Genomic DNA, 16,065 nt, shown 5'->3' on the forward strand with positions numbered 1-16,065 from the left:
TCACCCCGAGTGCTTGGCCGCCACCACCGCGTCGAACACCTCGCGCTTGGGCAGCCCGGCCTCGGCGGCGACCGCCGCGATGGCCTCCTTGCGCCGCTCGCCCGCCTCCTCGCGGACGCGCACCCGCCGCACCAGCTCCTCGGCCCCGATCTCCTCGGGCCCCTTGTCCGGGGCGCCCTCGACCACGACGGTGATCTCGCCGCGCACCCCGCTCGCCTCCGCCCACGCGGCCAGCTCGCCGAGCCCGCCGCGCCTGACCTCCTCGTAGGTCTTGGTCAGCTCGCGGCACACGGCGGCCCGCCGGTCGGCGCCGAACACCGAGGCCATCGCCGCGAGCGTCTCCTCGATGCGGTGGGTGGACTCGAAGAAGACGAGCGTGCGCCGCTCGCCCTCGACCTCCCGCAGCCGCGCGAGCCGTTCGCCGGTCTTGCGGGGCAGGAACCCCTCGAAGCAGAACCGGTCGACCGGCAGCCCGGACAGCGCCAGCGCGGTCAGCACGGCGGACGGCCCGGGGACCGCGGTGACCCGCACGTCCTTCTCGACGGCCGCCGCGACCAGCCGGTAGCCGGGGTCGGACACGGACGGCATGCCCGCGTCCGTGACCAGCAGCACCCGCGCCCCGCCCACCAGCTCCTCGACCAGCTCCGGGGTGCGGGCGGACTCGTTGCCCTCGAAGTAGGACACGACGCGCCCGCGCGGGGTGACGCCGAGCGCCTGCGTGAGGCGGCGCAGCCGCCGGGTGTCCTCGGCGGCGATCACGTCCGCGTCCGCCAGCTCGGCGGCGAGCCGGGGCGGCGCGTCCCGGACGTCGCCGATGGGAGTACCTGCCAGAACAAGGGTTCCTGTCACGTCCCCATCCTCTCAAGCACGGGCGGCGGCGGACGCGTCCCCACCCGGTGACGCCCATGCACGGGACTCGCACAGCGCCGTTCCCTACGATGGCGCGGTGACCAGTACCGCGTCCTCCACGGACTCCCGGCAGGACCCGGCCCCGCACGAGAGGCGGCCGGCGTGGCAGCAGCGGCTGCGCCGTTTCGGCCACACGGTGCGGCCCGCGGGGCCCGCGGCCGGCGTGCGCGAGCGCCTGGTGCCCCCGTTCTCGCGGCCGGGCCCGCGGCTGTGGGCTGCCCTGGGCCTCTCGCCGGCCTTCGGCGCGCGCGTGGCCCGCTGGTCGGACTGGGGCGGCCCGCTCCTGGTGACGCTGTTCGCGGGCGTGCTGCGGTTCTGGCACCTGGGCAGCCCGAAGGCGGTGATATTCGACGAGACGTACTACGCCAAGGACGCGTGGGCGATCGTCCACCGCGGTTTCGAGGTCAACTGGGACAAGAACGCCAACGACCTGATCCTCAGCACCGGCGGCCACGTCGCCGTGCCCACCGACGCGTCGTACGTCGTGCACCCGCCGGTCGGCAAGTACGTGATCGGCCTGGGCGAGCTGATGTTCGGGTTCGACCCGTTCGGCTGGCGCTTCATGACCGCGCTGCTGGGCACGCTCTCGGTCCTGCTGCTGTGCCGGATCGGCCGCAGGCTCTTCCGGTCCACCCTCCTCGGCTGCCTGGCGGGCACGCTGATGGCGGTGGACGGCCTGCACTTCGTGATGAGCCGCACCTCGCTGCTCGACGGGGTGCTGATGTTCTTCGTCCTCGCGGCCTTCGGCTGTCTGCTGGCCGACCGCGACCGGGCCAGAGCAAGACTCGCCGCCGCCCTGCCCGCCGGCCCGGACGGCCGGATCCGGCCCGACGCGCACACGGCGGACACCCTGCGCCTGGGTCTGCGCCCCTGGCGCTGGGCGGCCGGCCTGATGATGGGCCTGGCGATCGGCACCAAGTGGAACGGCCTGTACATCCTGGTCGCGTTCTGCGTGATGACGGTGCTGTGGGACGTCGGCGCCCGCCGGACCGCCGGTGCCCGGCGCCCGTACCTGGCGGTGATCCGCCACGACCTGGGCTGGGCGTTCCTGGCCACGGTCCCGGTCGCCGTCATCACCTACGTCTGGTCGTGGGCCGGCTGGATCTTCTCCCCCACCGACGGCACCGGCGGCTACTTCCGCAACTGGGCGGCGACGGACGGCCGCGGCAGCTCCTGGTCGTGGCTCTTCCCGGACTGGTGGCGCAGTCTGTGGCACTACGAGTCGGAGGTCTACAAGTTCCACGTCGGCCTGTCCTCGCCGCACACCTACCAGTCCAACCCGTGGAGCTGGATCGTCGACGGCCGCCCGGTGTCGTACTTCTACGAGTCACCCTCGCCCGGTACGGCGGGCTGTCCGTCCGGCGCCGGTGACAAGTGCGCCCGCGAGGTGCTCGCGCTGGGCACTCCGGTGCTGTGGTGGGCGGCGTGCGCCGCGCTCGTGTACGTCCTGTGGCGCTGGTTCTTCCGCCGCGACTGGCGGGCGGGCGCCATCGCCTGCGGCGTCGCGGCCGGCTACCTGCCCTGGTTCCTGTACCAGGAGCGCACGATCTTCTTCTTCTACGCCGTCGTCTTCGTGCCGTTCCTCTGCCTGGCCGTCACCATGCTGGCCGGCGCCCTGCTCGGCCCGCCCGACGCCCCGGACACCCGCCGCGTGGCCGGCGCCACCGGCGCGGGCGTCCTGGTCCTGCTGGTCGTCTGGAACTTCATCTACTTCTGGCCGCTGTACACGGGGGTGGCGATCCCGATCGACGAGTGGCGGGCCCGTATGTGGCTGGATACGTGGGTCTGACACGGATCGGTCGATCTCTCTTCGGCCACCATCCGGCAACAGCCGCCACCGGCGCCCCGGTTTCGCCTACAGTGCGAGACACGCAGCGTCTTTGAACGCGTTCAACGAACCCGCGCGGGCGAAGGCACCAGGGAGGGACCGGGGAGGAGCGCGCTGATGCGCAAGGGCACCAAGGCCGCCGTCGTGGGTGGGATCGTCGTCGTGCTGGCCGGCGGAGCGGTGTACGGCGGGTACACCTTCGTCTCCGCGCTGGAGGGCGACACGGCCACCGGCGCGCCGGTGCCGGCCAGGACCGGCCCGCCGAGCCGGGACGAGGTCGAGGAGACGACGTCGAAGTTCTTCGCGGCCTGGGAGCAGGGGGACGCCGCGAAGGCCGGGACGTACACGAACTTCCCGCAGGACGCGCAGCAGTTGCTGTCCTCCTACGGGCACGAGGCGCACATCACCGGGGTGAAGATCTCCCCCGGGACCGCCTCCGGCACCACCGTGCCCTTCTCGGTCAGGGCGACCGTCTCCTACGACGGCAAGTCCGCGCCGCTCGCCTACAGCAGCAGGCTGACCGTGGTCCGCGGGGAGACCAGCCACCGGGCGCTCGTCGACTGGCAGCCGGCCCTCGTGCACCCGCGGTTGAAGAAGGGCGACACGCTCGTCACCGGCGACTCGGCCGCCCCGCCGATCGAGGCCGTCGACCGGCACGGCACCGTCCTGACCAAGGACGAGTACCCCTCCCTCGGCCCCCTCCTGGACGAACTGCGCGACAAGTACGGCGACAAGGCGGGCGGCACCCCGTCCGTCGAGCTGAGCATCCATCACGCGGACACGGAGGCCGCCGAGACCCCGCTCCTCACCCTCGCCAAGGGCCGCCCCGGCAAGCTCCGTACGACCCTCAGCGCGGGCGCGCAGGCGGCGGCCGAGAAGGCGGTGACGAAGTTCGCCGAGTCCTCCGTCGTGGCCGTCGAGGCCTCCACCGGCGAGGTGCTGGCCGTCGCCAACCACCGCGACGACGCCTTCAACGCGGCGTTCCTGGGCAGGCTGGCGCCGGGCTCCACGATGAAGATCATCAGCGCCGCGACGCTCATCGACAACGGGATCACCACCGCCTCCGGGCCGGCGCCCTGCCCCGACAAGGCGGTCTGGCAGAGCCAGACGTTCCACAACCTGAAGGGCATGACGCCGGACGAACACGCCACCCTCTCCGAGAGTTTCGCGCGCTCGTGCAACACGGCGTTCGTGAAGTACGCCGACGAGGTCAAGGTGGACTCCCTGACCAAGGAGGCCCAGGACCGGTTCGGGCTGGGCCGGGACAACTGGAAGACCGGCATCCCGTCCTTCGACGGCTCGGTCCCCGCCTCCGGCGGCCCGGACACCGCCGCCAACCTGATCGGCCAGGGCCAGGTGCAGATGAGCCCGCTGAACATGGCCTCGGTGACGGCGACCGCGATGACGGGCGGCTTCCGGCAGCCCGTCCTCGTCCCGGCCGGCCTCGACGACCGCACCCTGGCGACGGCCAAGGGCCTGCCCGCCGGCACCGTCGCCCAGCTGCGGCAGATGATGCACCGCACCGCCACGACCGGCACCGCGGCCGCCGCCATGTCCGGGCTGAGCGGCAGCATCGGCGCGAAGACCGGCTCCGCCGAGGTGGACGGGCAGGCCAAGTCCAACAGCTGGTTCACCGGGTACCGCAACGACGTGGCGGCGGCGGCCATGACCCAGGAGGGCGGCCACGGCGGTGACGCGGCCGGCCCGATCGTGGCGGCGGTACTGCGCGCGGCCGGCTGAGCACGCGGCACGGGGGGGGGTGCGCCGGGCGCGGGGGCGACGAGGCGAGCGCGCTCCGCGCCGGCCGGGGCGTCCGGCGCGGGTCCGCTGCCGCGCCCGCCCTTGAGCCACCCGGCCCCGCCGGGCGTGCGCCGCCGCGCCGTTTGTCGCAGGTTGGCTACGGACGGCTCGCGGCGGCCGTCCCCCGGGGACGGGACCCTAGGGTGGTGGGCGTCGTCGCGTCCGCGCGGCACGAGGGCCGTGCGGGACCGCGCGGGACGCCGGTGCGGACGAGGACGACGGCAGCGGGGGCTCCCGGGGCCCGGGATCGCAAAGGACGGACGGCAGTGGGCAAGAGAAGGCGCGTCGCCGAGCGGCGGAGGACGGGTCCCGCCGTGGTCGGCGGAGTGATCGCCGTGGTCGTGGGCGGTGTCGCGGTCGGCGCCTACACGCTGTCCGGCGGCGGCGCCGAGGCCGAGGGCCGCACCGCGGCCGGCGCGCACAAGAAGGTGAAGACCGGTCCGGTGACGGCCCTGGAGACGCAGACCACCGCGGGCCGGTTCCTGACGGCGTGGCAGCAGGGCAGGCCGTCCCAGGCCGCGGCCGCCACCAGCGACGCCGCGGCGGCCGGCGCGCTGCTGGCCGGCTACACCAAGGACGCCCACCTGGAGAACGTCACGCTCACCCAGGGCGCCCCGAGCGGCGGCAGGGTCCCCTTCTCCGTGAAGGCGACGGTCGCGTACAAGGGCGTGAGCAAGCCGCTGAGGTACGACAGCGCGCTGACCGTCGTGCGCCGCGCGGCCGACGGCGCCCCGGTCGTCGACTGGCACGCGGCGGTCGTCCACCCCGACCTGAAGGACGGCGACACGCTGGTCACCGGCGAGTCGGGCATCCCGCCGGTCAAGGCGCTCGACCGGGACGGCGGCGCGATCACCACCGCGGCCTACCCGTCGCTGGGCTCGGTCCTGGACGGGCTGCGCGAGAAGTACGGCAGGACGGCGGGCGGCAGGGCGGGCGTCGAGCTGCGGGTGGTGCGCGGCAAGGCGTCGAAGAAGGCCGGGCTCTCGGACAAGACCCTCGCCGAACTGAGCGAGGGCACCCCGGGCACGGTGCGCACGACGCTGAGCCCCTCGCTCCAGTCGGCCGCCGAGCGGGAGGTGTCCCGGCGCGACCGTGCCTCCGTCGTGGTGGTGCGCCCCTCCACCGGGGAGATCCTCGCCGTGGCCAACAGCGGGCACGGCTTCGACACCGCGCTGCAGGGCTCCCTGGCACCCGGCTCCACGATGAAGGTCATCACCGCCTCGCTGCTGATCGACAAGGGGCTGGCGTCCGCGGACAAGGAACACCCGTGCCCCAAGACGTTCACCTACGGCGGCTGGAAGTTCCACAACGACGACGACTTCGAGATCAAGGGCGGCACGTTCAAGGCGAGCTTCGCCCGCTCCTGCAACACCGCCTTCATCAGCCAGGCGGGCAAGCTGAAGGACGACGACCTGACCCGGCAGGCCCAGGACGTGTTCGGGCTGGCGCGGGACGACTGGGCGATCGGTGTGCCGTCCTTCGACGGCGCGGTGCCGGTGCAGTCGGCCGCCCAGAAGGCGGCCTCGCTCATCGGCCAGGGCGGGGTCCGGATGAACCCGCTGAACATGGCGTCGGTGGCCGCGACGGTCCGCTCGGGCACCTTCCGCCAGCCGTACCTGGTCTCCCCGGACACCGACCACCGCAAGCGGGCCACGGCCTCGCGCACGCTGTCCGCGTCCACGCTGGCCCAGCTGCGGGAGCTGATGGCCTACACGGCCTCCTCGGGCACCGCCGCCCAGGCCATGGCCGGGCTCGGCCCGGACTACGGCGCGAAGACGGGCTCCGCCGAGGTCGACGGGCAGAAGAAGCCGAACGGCTGGTTCACCGCCTACCGGGGTGATCTCGCGGCGGCGGGCGTCGTGCAGGCGGGCGGCCACGGCGGCGACACCGCGGGCCCGATCGTGGCGGCCCTGCTGAAGAAGGGCGGCTGACCGCCACGTCGGCCGCGGACCCTACCGGTGGACCATCTCCGTCGCCACCGCGCTGTAGGTCCGCCGCAGGAACCTGAGCAGCGTCTTCGTCTCGAACTGCACCACCGAGACGCCGCGCGCCGAGTGGAACTCGACCACGGCCTGCACGCGGCCGCACGGCCACACCCGCACCTCACCGGTGCCCGTCGGCGCGCGCAGCCCCTGTTCGAGCAGTGACCGGGGAAACGTCCACTCGCGCGCGCCGGGCAGCGCGATCCGGACCGCGCGCGGGTCGTCCCGCGGGTCGTAGCGCAGGACGACCGGGACCGCACAGTGGTCCTCGGACTCGTCGTCCTCGGTGACGATACGGGCTCGCGCGTACTGTTCGACTACAGTCATCGGACGGCCCCTCACACTCAGTGACCTCACCAGGAGGCACTTTTCGGTTTCCTTACCAATGTCCCATAAATGTCGATTTATTCCTTTTCAACCGATGCGCCGCCCCTCACCGCAGATGCACAGCGCCTCGCTCTTGCAAGAGGTTCGCAACAGGCCACTATCATCGAACGGTGCATGTGCCTGACGGATTCATCAACGCCCCCACCTCCGCCGTCACGGGGGTGATCGCCGCCGGTGCCGTCGCGGTCAGCCTGCGGGGCGCCCGCCGGGAACTCGACGAGCGGACCGCGCCGCTGGCGGGCCTGGTCGCCGCGTTCATCTTCGCGGTGCAGATGCTCAACTTCCCGGTCGCGGCCGGCACCAGCGGCCACCTGCTCGGCGGAGCGCTCGCGGCGATACTCGTGGGGCCCTTCACAGGGGTCCTGTGCGTCTCGGTCGTCCTGCTCATGCAGGGCATCCTCTTCGCCGACGGCGGCCTGACCGCGCTCGGCGTCAACATCACCGACATGGCGATCGTCACCACGGTCGTGGCGTACGCCGTCTTCCGCGGCCTGGTGAAGGCGCTGCCGCGCCGGCGCCGCACCGTCACCGTGGCCTCCTTCGTGGCCGCGCTGGTCTCGGTCCCGGCCGCCGCCGTCGCCTTCACCCTGATCTACGCCGTGGGCGGCACCACCGACGTGGCGATCGGCAAGGTCGCCACCGCCATGATCGGCGTGCACGTCCTCATCGGCATCGGCGAGGCCGCGATCACCGCGCTCACCGTCGGCGCCGTCATCGCCGTACGCCCGGACCTGGTGTACGGGGCACGCGGCCTGGAGCAGCGCCTGAAGCTGCGGGTGAACGGCGAACTGGTCGACGCCCCGGCCGCCGCACCCGTCCCCGCCCCCACGGCCGCCGCACTGTCCCACCGCAAGCTGTGGATCACCGGCCTGGTCACCTCCCTGGTCCTCGCCGGGTTCGTCAGCTTCTACGCCTCCGCCAGCCCCGACGGCCTGGAGAAGGTCGCCCACGACAAGGGCATCGACAAGAAGGAGGAGCCGCACGCCTCCGCGGACTCCCCGCTCGCCGACTACGGCGTCAAGGACGTCTCCGACGCCCGGCTGTCCGGCGGCCTCGCGGGCGTGATCGGCGTCGGCGTCACCGTCGCCGTCGGCAGCGGCGTCTTCTGGGTCGTCCGCAGGCGCCGTACGGCGGACGCCGAGACCTCCTCCCGGGCCGCGGCCTGACATGGGCGCCGGACACGCCCACCGGCTCTACCGGCCCGGGAACTCGCCGGTGCACGCGCTGCCGCCGCACACCAAGCTCGCCGCCGCCTTCGCGTTCGTGGTCGTCGTGGTGTCGACCCCGCGCGAGGCCCTGTGGGCGTTCGCCCTGTACGCCGTGCTGCTCGGCGCCACCGCCGCCGTGGCCCGCGTGCCCGCCGGTTTCCTGCTCGGCCGGCTGCTGATCGAGGTCCCGTTCGTCGCCTTCGCGGTGCTGATGCCGTTCGTGGCCGAGGGCGAGCGGGTGCACGTGCTCGGGCTCTCGCTGAGCGTGAACGGCCTGTGGGGCGCCTGGAACGTGCTCGCCAAGGGCACCCTCGGCGTCGCCGCGTCCGTACTGCTGGCGAGCACGACGGAGCTGCGGGAACTGCTGCTGGGCCTGCAACGCCTCAAGCTCCCGCCGCTGCTGGTGCAGATCGCCTCCTTCATGATCCGCTACGGCGACGTGATCACCGACGAGATGCGGCGCATGCGCATCGCCCGGGCCTCCCGCGGCTTCGAGGCGCGCGGCGTGCGGCACTGGGGCGTGCTCGCCAAGTCCGCGGGTGCCCTGTTCATCCGCTCCTACGAGCGCGGCGAGCGCGTCCACCTGGCCATGGTGAGCCGCGGCTACACCGGCTCCATGCCGGTCATCGACGAGGTGACCGCCTCGCGGGCCCAGTGGTCGTCCGCGCTGGCCCTGCCCGCCGCGGCGCTCGTCGTCTGCCTGCTGGGATGGATGGTGTGAGATGGACGCCGTGACTGTGACTTCCCCGGCTTCCCCGGCCGTCCCCTCCCTCGAGGTCTCCGGCCTCGCCTTCGCCTACCCCGACGGGCACCAGGCCCTGTTCGGCGTGGACTTCTCGATCGCGCGCGGGGAGCGGGTGGCACTGCTCGGCCCGAACGGCGCCGGCAAGACGACCCTCGTGCTGCACCTCAACGGCATCCTGGGCGGCGGCGCCGGCTCGGTGAAGGTGGCCGGGCTGCCCGTCGGCAAGAAGCACATGGCCGAGATCCGGCAGAAGGTCGGCATCGTCTTCCAGGACCCGGACGACCAGCTGTTCATGCCGACCGTGCGCGAGGACGTGGCGTTCGGTCCGGCGGCGGCCGGGCTGAAGGGACCCGCGCTGGAGCAGCGGGTGCGCACGGCCCTGGAACGGGTCGGCATGGCCGGCTTCGCCGACCGCCCCCCGCACCACCTCTCCTTCGGCCAGCGCCGCCGGGTCGCCGTGGCGACGGTGCTCGCCATGGAGCCGGAGATCCTGGTGCTGGACGAGCCGTCCTCCAACCTCGACCCGGCCTCCCGCCGGGAACTGGCCGACGTGCTGCGCTCGCTGGACGTCACCGTCCTCATGGTCACGCACGACCTGCCGTACGCCCTCGAACTGTGCCCGCGCGCGCTGGTCCTCAGCGACGGGGTGATCGCGGCGGACGACGCGACCGGCACCCTGCTGTGCGACGAGGCGCTGATGCGCGCCCACCGCCTGGAGCTCCCGTTCGGGTTCGACCCGCGCTCGGTGACGACGGACGCCTGACCCCGAGGAATCGCAGGCGCAGCGCCCGTGTTGCACTCACTGTCGCAGGCGGTCGGCGGATACGAGTGATGAGTGACGGGAGTGCGGACGTGGGCGTGGACGTGAGCGGCGCGGTGGCCCAGGGCTTCGAGCCGGTCAGGCGGGCCTTCGCCGAGAACTTCACCGCACGCGGCGAGCGGGGCGCGGCCCTCGCGGTGTACCGGGACGGGCACAAGGTCGTCGACCTGTGGGCCGGGACCCGGGACGTCGACGCCGCGCCCGGTGCGGCGCAGCCCCCCGCGCCCTGGGAGCAGGGCACCGCGCAGGTCGTGCGCTCCGCCACCAAGGGCATCGCCGCGGCCGTGCTCCTGCTGCTGCACCAGCGCGGGGAGCTGGACCTGGACGCGCCGGTCGGGGCGTACTGGCCCGAGTTCAAGGCGGCGGGCAAGGAGCACACGCTGGTGTGGCACCTGCTCGCGCACCGGGCGGGCGTACCGGTCCTGGACCGCCCGCTCACGCCCGCCGAGGCCGCCGACCCGGCGCTCGGTGCCCGTGCGGTGGCGGCCCAGGCGCCGGTGTGGGAGCCGGGCACGGACCACGGCTACCACGCGCAGACGTACAGCTGGCTGACCGGCGAACTGGTGCGGCGGGTGACGGGCGAAACGATCGGCGCGTGGATAGCGCGCGAGATCGCCGCACCGGCGGGTGCGCGGCTGTGGGTCGGGCTGCCCGGGCACGAGGCCGGACGCGTGGGCCGGGTCGGACCGGTCGCGGCTCCCGAGTCCGCGGGCGGACCGCGGCTGCGGCCCAAGCCGGCGGTGGCCGAGGCGTACGCCGATCCCGGGTCGCTGACCCGCCGCGCCTTCGCGGCGATCACCCCGCTGCCCGACGAGAACGGCGAGGCCTTCCGGGCGGCGCTCCTGCCCGCCTCCAACGGCATCGCCACCGCCGACGGCCTGGCCCGCTTCTACGCGGCGCTGATCGGCGAGGTGGACGGCGGCAGGCGCCTGTTCGCACCGGAGACGACCGAACTGGCCCGCGCCGAACGGTCGGCGGGCCCCGACCGGGTGCTGGTCGTGGGCACCCGGTTCGGCCTCGGGTACATGCTGCACGGCAGCGCTTCCCCGCTGCTCGGGCCCGGCTCCTTCGGCCACCCGGGACGCGGCGGCGCCCTCGGCTTCGCCGACCCGGACACGGGCATCGCCTTCGGTTACGTCACCAACGGCTTCCGTACGAGCGTGACGGCGGATCCGCGGGCCCAGGCGCTGGTACGGGCGGTGCGGACGGCGACGGCGCGCCCGGCCTGACCGCCCCGCGCCCGGCCGCCCTGCGGACCCTGGCGCCCGGCCTGCGCTCAGACGTGGATGGGCGAGGACGTACGGCCCGACGCGCTGTCGATCTCCTCGTGCGCCTTGGTGAGCAGTTCCATGGCGAGCTCGTTGAGGGCGCGGGCGCCGGCGATCTCCTCGCCCACGCGCGGCTGGTCGGAGTCGGTGCGGTGCCGGCTGGCCCGGCCGTGCGCCCGGACCTCGCTGCCGTCGGGCAGACGGACCATCGCCACCGCCCGCGTGTGCTGTCCGTCCTCCTCGAACTCCAGCTCCACGTGCCATCCCACGGCCGTCTTCATCATGACCATCACCTCCACGAACACCTCTTTCCAGGGTGCTCCCTTCCCGACCGGCGTGCAGCACCAGTCACCGCGGGGGCAGGGGCCCACCAGGCCCTGTCGTCAGGGCCTAACCGGCGTGCAGCATCAGGCCGATGCCGACGACCAGCAGACCGGCCGCGGCGATCCGCGGCGCGCCGAAGCGCTCCTTGAAGAAGACGGCGCCGATGGCCGCGCCGACCAGGATGGAGGACTCGCGCAGCGCCGAGACCGGTGCCAGGTCGGCACGGGTCTGCGCCCAAAGGACCAGGCCGTACGCCGTGACGGACAGGGCGGCGCCGAGCAGGCCGAGGACGGCGTGGGGGCGCAGCAGGGCGGCGGTCCGGCGGCGCCGGCGGGTGAGGGCGTACGCCGGGATCACCATGCCCTGGATCATCATGAGCCAGGCGATGTAGCCGAGGGAGGACCCGCCGGCCCGTACGCCCAGGCCGTCGACGACCGTGTACGCGGCGATGGACAGGCCGGTCGCCAGCGCGGCGCCGACCGCCGTCCAGTCCGGGCGGCGCCCGCGCAGCCCCCACAGCGCGACGCCGGTCAGGCCCGCGCAGGACAGCGCGATGCCCGCGCCGGCCCACAGGTCGGGCACCTCGTGGGCGAAGACGGCGGCCAGGACCGTGACGACCAGCGGTGCCGTGCCCCGCGCGATGGGGTAGGCCTGCCCGAAGTCACCGAGCCGGAAGGACGTCATCAGCAGCGCGTAGTAGACGATGTGCAGGGCCGCCGACGCGCCGAGGTACGGCCAGGCGGCCGCCGCCGGTACGGCGGTGAACGGCGCGAGCGCGGCGCCGATGAGGAGCCCGCCGCCACTGATCAGGGTGAAGCCGACGAGCTTGTCGGGGATGCGGTGCGCGAGCGCGTTCCAGCAGGCGTGGGTGACGGCGGCCAGCAGGACGGCCGCGGTGACCAGCGGGGTCACGACGGGCGCTCGCGCACGTCCACGAGGACGGCCCCGGCCCGCGCAACGAGCACCCCGGGCTCCATCGGGAAGACGGTGTGCGGGGTGCCGGCGGCGGCCCAGACGACGTCGTGCTCCAGCAGCGAACGGTCGGCCAGGACCCGGGTCCGCGTGCGGTGCCCGAAAGGCGGGACCCCGCCGATGGCGTACCCGGTGGTCTCCCGTACGACGTCGGCCTTCGCCCGGGTGACCTTGTCCGCGCCCAGTTCCCGCCGGACCCGCTCCACGTCGACCCTGGAGGCCCCGTCCACCAGCACGAGCACGGGGGCGCCCGCTCCCGGTTCCCGGCCGGGTCCGAGGAGGGGGGACCCCCAGACCTCGAAGATCAGCGACTTGCAGATCTGGCTCAGTTCGCAGCCGACGGCGGCGGCCGCCTCGGCGGCGGTCCGGGTGGCGTCGGGGAACCGGCGGATCCCGGCCACCAGCTCGCCGAGCCCCAGTTGCCGCAGGGCCTCGGCGAAGCGGGGGTGGGCGGCCGGCTGCCCGGCGCCGTCGGTGCCGGCTGTCGTCGTCATGACGAGCACGCTACGACATGGCCCGCGCCCGCTCACCGGGATTTCCGCCGCTCCCGGCCGTCCTGGTGACCTGGACCGGAAGGCCGGTGAGGGTGCCCGTCCCCACGGAACCCTCACCGGCCGGCGGCCCGCTCCCGGCCGGGAGCCGCCCGGTCAGGCCAGGGCCGGTTCCCGGTCCTCGTCCGGGTCCGTGCGCCGGGAGTCGTGGGCGCGCAGGCCCTCGCCCTCCACGTCGACGTTGGGCAGGGCGCGGTCCAGCCACCTCGGCAGCCACCAGGCCCTGCGGCCCAGCAGGGCGAGGACGGCCGGCACGATGGCCATGCGCACGATGAACGCGTCGAAGAACACCGCGATCGCCAGCCCGAAACCGATCATCTTGATCATCGACTCGCTGGAGCCGATGAACCCGGAGAAGACGGCGATCATGATGACCGCGGCGGCGGTGACGACCCGTGCGCCGTGCCGGAAGCCGGTGACGACGGCCTGGCTCGGCTTCTCGCCGTGGACGTACGCCTCGCGCATCCGGGTCACCAGGAACACCTCGTAGTCCATCGCGAGGCCGAAGACGACACCCACCATGAAGATCGGCATCATCGACATGACCGGGCCGGTCTCCTCCACGCCCATCAGGCCGGACAGCCAGCCCCACTGGAAGACCGCGACGACCGCGCCGAGCGCCGCCATCACCGACAGCAGGAAGCCGAGCGCCGCCTTCAGCGGCACCAGGACCGAGCGGAACACCACGATCAGCAGCAGGAAGGCCAGGCCGACGACCAGCGCCAGGTAGGGGAACAGGGCGTCGTTCAGCTTCTGCGAGACGTCGATGTTCATCGCCGTGGAGCCGGTGACCAGCACCTCGGCGTCCGTCTTGTCCTTGATGCCGCTGCCCGCGTCGCGGATGGCGTGCACCAGGTCCTCGGTGGTGGTGGAGGACGGCTTGGAGTTCGGGACGACGGTGATGGTCGCGGTGTCACCGGCCTTGTTGGGCTGGGCCGGGGTGACCGTCACGACGTCCTTGAGGCCCTTGATCTCGTCGGTCACCTCGGTGAAGGCGGCCTTCGCGTCATGGCTGCCCTTGGCGTCGACGACGACCATCAGCGGGCCGTTGAAGCCGGGGCCGAAGCCCTCCGAGAGGAGATCGTAGGCGCGGCGCTGGGTGGTGGAGACGGGCTGGGAGCCGTCGTCCGGGAGGCCCAGTTCGAGGGAGGCGGCCGGTACGGCGGCGGCGCCGAGGCCGACCACGCCGAGCAGCAGCACGGCGACGGGACGGCGGACCACGAAGCTCGCCCAGCGGGTGCCCATGTTCGCCCGGGCCGGCTTCTTCGCGGGCCGTCCGCCGCCCAGCAGCCTGCTCTTCTCCCCGGCCGGCTTCACCCTGCGGCCGGCGTAGCCGAGCAGCGCGGGGATCATGGTCAGCGCGATGAGGACGGCGATGACGACCGTGCCGGCCGCGGCGATGCCCATCTTCGTCAGCATCGGGATGTTGACGACGGACAGGCCGACCAGGGCGATCACGACGGTGAGTCCGGCGAAGACCACCGCGGAGCCCGCGGTGCCGGTGGCCCGGCCCGCCGCCTCCTCACGGGAGTGGCCCTCGGCCAGTTCGCCCCGGTAGCGGGAGACGATGAACAGCGCGTAGTCGATGCCGACGGCGAGGCCGATCATCGAGGCCAGGGTGGAGGTGGTGGTGCCCAGGTCGAGGGCGCTGGCGAGCGCGGTCACGGTGGAGACACCGATGCCGACGCCGATGATCGCGGTCAGCAGCGGCAGACCGGCGGCCAGCAGCGAGCCGAAGGTGATGACGAGGACGACGGCGGCGATGGCGATGCCGATGACCTCGGTGGCACCGGTCTCGGGAGCGGCGTTGAGCGCGTCACCGCCGATCTCCACGGTCAGCCCGGCGTCCCGCGCGTGCTGCGCCGCGTCCTCCAGGGCGGTGCGCGAGGAGTCCTCCAGCTCCATGCCGGAGACCTTGTACTTCACCGAGGTGTAGGCGACGGTGCCGTCCTTGCTGACGGCGTGGCCGGTGTAGGGGTCGGCGACGGAGGCGACCTCGGAGCCGTCGGACAGCTCCTTGACGGTCTTCTCGACGGTCGCCTTGTTCCCGGCCTGCGTCATCTTCTGCCCGCCGGGTGCCTTGAAGACCACCCGCGCGGTCGCCCCGTCGGCGCTCGCGCCGGGGAAGCGCTGTTCCAGCAGGTCGAAGGCCTTCTGGGCCTCGGTGCCCGGAATGGAGAAGGAGGTGTTGCCCGCGGGGGGCGCGGAGGCGGCGCCGACACCGGCGAGGGTCAGCAGCGCCACCCATATCAGCGCGACGAAGTGCCGTCGCCTGAAGGCGAGGCGTCCTAGTTTGTACAGGAACGTGGCCACGTGGGCGTACTCCCGGTCAGGTCGTGGGGTGGATCAGGGCAGGGGTCATCAGCCCGACGACGTGAGCGGTGACGTCAGAGGGTGGGCTTGCTGGGGACGGCGGGCCCGCCGGGGAGGCGGGCGCGGGGAAGGGGTGTCAGGAGGTGGTGGGCGCGCCGAGGGCGGGGAGCACCACGGCGTCGATGTACGAACGCAGGAAGGCCTGGGTCGGCGGCTGGTTCTCGATCAGTGCCCGGACGACGAAGCCGCCGGCCAGCATGTGCACGACGAAGTCGAGCGCCGGGCAGTCCGGGCGGATCTCGCCCCGGTCGACGGCGCGCTGCACCAGCTTGCGGAACGCGGCCATCTCCGGTTCGACGAGCTGTTCCCGGAAGGCCTCTCTGAGGTCGGGGTTGGAGTGCACCGCCATGGCCAGGCCGCGCATCAGCGCGGAGTTCCGCTCCATGGTGCAGTCGTCCTCGCGGCTCATCAGTTCGTGCAGGTCGCCGCGGAGCGATCCGGTGTCGGTGTCCTCCAGTTTCCCGGGCTTGCCGTGCCGGACGGCCCGGACGACCAGTTCGGCCTTGCCGCCCCACTGGCGGTAGAGCGTGGCCTTGCTGGAACGGGTGCGGGCGGCCACGGCGTCCATGGTGAGGGCGTCGTAACCGACCTCGCGGAGCAGCTCGAGCACGGCCGCGTACAGCTCGGCCTCGCGTTCGGGCGAGATCCGGCTGCGGCGCCCCGGTGCGGGCACCGGTTCCGGCGGAGCGGCTGCCGCCGCGCCCTCGGCCGCCTCGGTCATCCCGTCCGCCTCCCGATCCGCAGGACCGCGCTCCCGCTGTCGTTCTCGTACGACACGAATGTAGCGCACCCCCTCATCGAAACGAAACGGTTTCGTACGTGCGCTCGGTCACTCCTGTCGGGTCCGCATAAGGGCCTTCTTCTGTCCGGAGCTGTCGGGTGCTCCGGTTGCTGCGGC

General features: G+C 73.2%; 14 protein-coding genes. 7 read left to right on the forward strand and 7 right to left on the reverse strand.

Annotated features, from left to right (window positions below; all coding sequences use genetic code 11):
• Positions 1-849 (reverse strand): 16S rRNA (cytidine(1402)-2'-O)-methyltransferase, encoded by an 849-nt coding sequence (gene rsmI, locus ABZ719_RS20815; RefSeq protein ID WP_366726658.1) that lies wholly within the window; start codon positions 847-849, stop codon positions 1-3.
• Positions 850-946: 97 nt separating this feature from the next.
• Between rsmI and ABZ719_RS20820 the strand changes: the two genes are divergently transcribed.
• The 3 genes from ABZ719_RS20820 (at position 947) to ABZ719_RS20830 (ending at position 6,468) form a co-directional block, all read left to right on the forward strand.
• Positions 947-2,698, forward strand: a complete 1,752-nt coding sequence (locus tag ABZ719_RS20820; RefSeq protein ID WP_366726659.1) for a phospholipid carrier-dependent glycosyltransferase — start codon at positions 947-949, stop codon at positions 2,696-2,698.
• A gap of 156 nt (positions 2,699-2,854) precedes the next feature.
• Positions 2,855-4,477, forward strand: a complete 1,623-nt coding sequence (locus ABZ719_RS20825) for a penicillin-binding transpeptidase domain-containing protein (protein ID WP_366726660.1) — start codon at positions 2,855-2,857, stop codon at positions 4,475-4,477.
• A 326-nt stretch (positions 4,478-4,803) separates the two neighbouring features.
• Positions 4,804-6,468 (forward strand): penicillin-binding transpeptidase domain-containing protein, encoded by a 1,665-nt coding sequence (locus tag ABZ719_RS20830; protein ID WP_366726661.1) that lies wholly within the window; start codon positions 4,804-4,806, stop codon positions 6,466-6,468.
• A 21-nt stretch (positions 6,469-6,489) separates the two neighbouring features.
• On the opposite strand, the gene ABZ719_RS20835 is transcribed toward ABZ719_RS20830, so the two are convergent.
• Positions 6,490-6,846, reverse strand: coding sequence for an SsgA family sporulation/cell division regulator (locus ABZ719_RS20835; RefSeq protein WP_366726662.1), 357 nt, complete (start codon positions 6,844-6,846; stop codon positions 6,490-6,492).
• Between the two features lie 170 nt (positions 6,847-7,016).
• Here ABZ719_RS20835 and ABZ719_RS20840 point away from each other — a divergent pair, with 170 nt between their 5' ends.
• The 4 genes from ABZ719_RS20840 (at position 7,017) to ABZ719_RS20855 (ending at position 10,908) form a co-directional block, all read left to right on the forward strand.
• The gene (locus ABZ719_RS20840; protein ID WP_366726663.1) at positions 7,017-8,072 is read left to right on the forward strand and encodes an energy-coupling factor ABC transporter permease; all 1,056 of its coding nucleotides are present in this window, start codon (positions 7,017-7,019) and stop codon (positions 8,070-8,072) included.
• A gap of 1 nt (position 8,073) precedes the next feature.
• A complete protein-coding gene (cbiQ, locus tag ABZ719_RS20845) occupies positions 8,074-8,835 on the forward strand; it encodes a cobalt ECF transporter T component CbiQ (RefSeq protein ID WP_037852733.1) in 762 nt (253 codons plus the stop codon).
• A gap of 1 nt (position 8,836) precedes the next feature.
• A complete protein-coding gene (locus ABZ719_RS20850; RefSeq protein ID WP_366726664.1) occupies positions 8,837-9,622 on the forward strand; it encodes an ABC transporter ATP-binding protein in 786 nt (261 codons plus the stop codon).
• A gap of 68 nt (positions 9,623-9,690) precedes the next feature.
• Positions 9,691-10,908, forward strand: coding sequence for a serine hydrolase domain-containing protein (locus ABZ719_RS20855; RefSeq protein WP_366726665.1), 1,218 nt, complete (start codon positions 9,691-9,693; stop codon positions 10,906-10,908).
• A 47-nt stretch (positions 10,909-10,955) separates the two neighbouring features.
• On the opposite strand, the gene ABZ719_RS20860 is transcribed toward ABZ719_RS20855, so the two are convergent.
• The 5 genes from ABZ719_RS20860 to ABZ719_RS20880 all read right to left on the reverse strand — a co-directional run bounded on the left by ABZ719_RS20860 (position 10,956) and on the right by ABZ719_RS20880 (position 15,888).
• Positions 10,956-11,231: a DUF1876 domain-containing protein gene (locus ABZ719_RS20860; protein WP_037852975.1), complete on the reverse strand. Its 276-nt coding sequence runs from the start codon at positions 11,229-11,231 to the stop codon at positions 10,956-10,958.
• Positions 11,232-11,337: 106 nt separating this feature from the next.
• A complete protein-coding gene (locus ABZ719_RS20865) occupies positions 11,338-12,183 on the reverse strand; it encodes a DMT family transporter (protein ID WP_366726666.1) in 846 nt (281 codons plus the stop codon).
• Positions 12,180-12,737, reverse strand: a complete 558-nt coding sequence (locus ABZ719_RS20870) for a YbaK/EbsC family protein (protein WP_366726667.1) — start codon at positions 12,735-12,737, stop codon at positions 12,180-12,182. The genes ABZ719_RS20865 and ABZ719_RS20870 overlap by 4 nt, the downstream gene beginning before the upstream one ends.
• A gap of 153 nt (positions 12,738-12,890) precedes the next feature.
• Positions 12,891-15,107: an MMPL family transporter gene (locus ABZ719_RS20875; RefSeq protein WP_366726668.1), complete on the reverse strand. Its 2,217-nt coding sequence runs from the start codon at positions 15,105-15,107 to the stop codon at positions 12,891-12,893.
• A gap of 136 nt (positions 15,108-15,243) precedes the next feature.
• Positions 15,244-15,888, reverse strand: coding sequence for a TetR/AcrR family transcriptional regulator (locus ABZ719_RS20880; protein ID WP_366726669.1), 645 nt, complete (start codon positions 15,886-15,888; stop codon positions 15,244-15,246).
• Positions 15,889-16,065 lie beyond the last annotated feature (177 nt).

The organism is Streptomyces sp. NPDC006743 (assembly GCF_040703815.1).
In the GTDB taxonomy this organism is placed as follows: domain Bacteria; phylum Actinomycetota; class Actinomycetes; order Streptomycetales; family Streptomycetaceae; genus Streptomyces.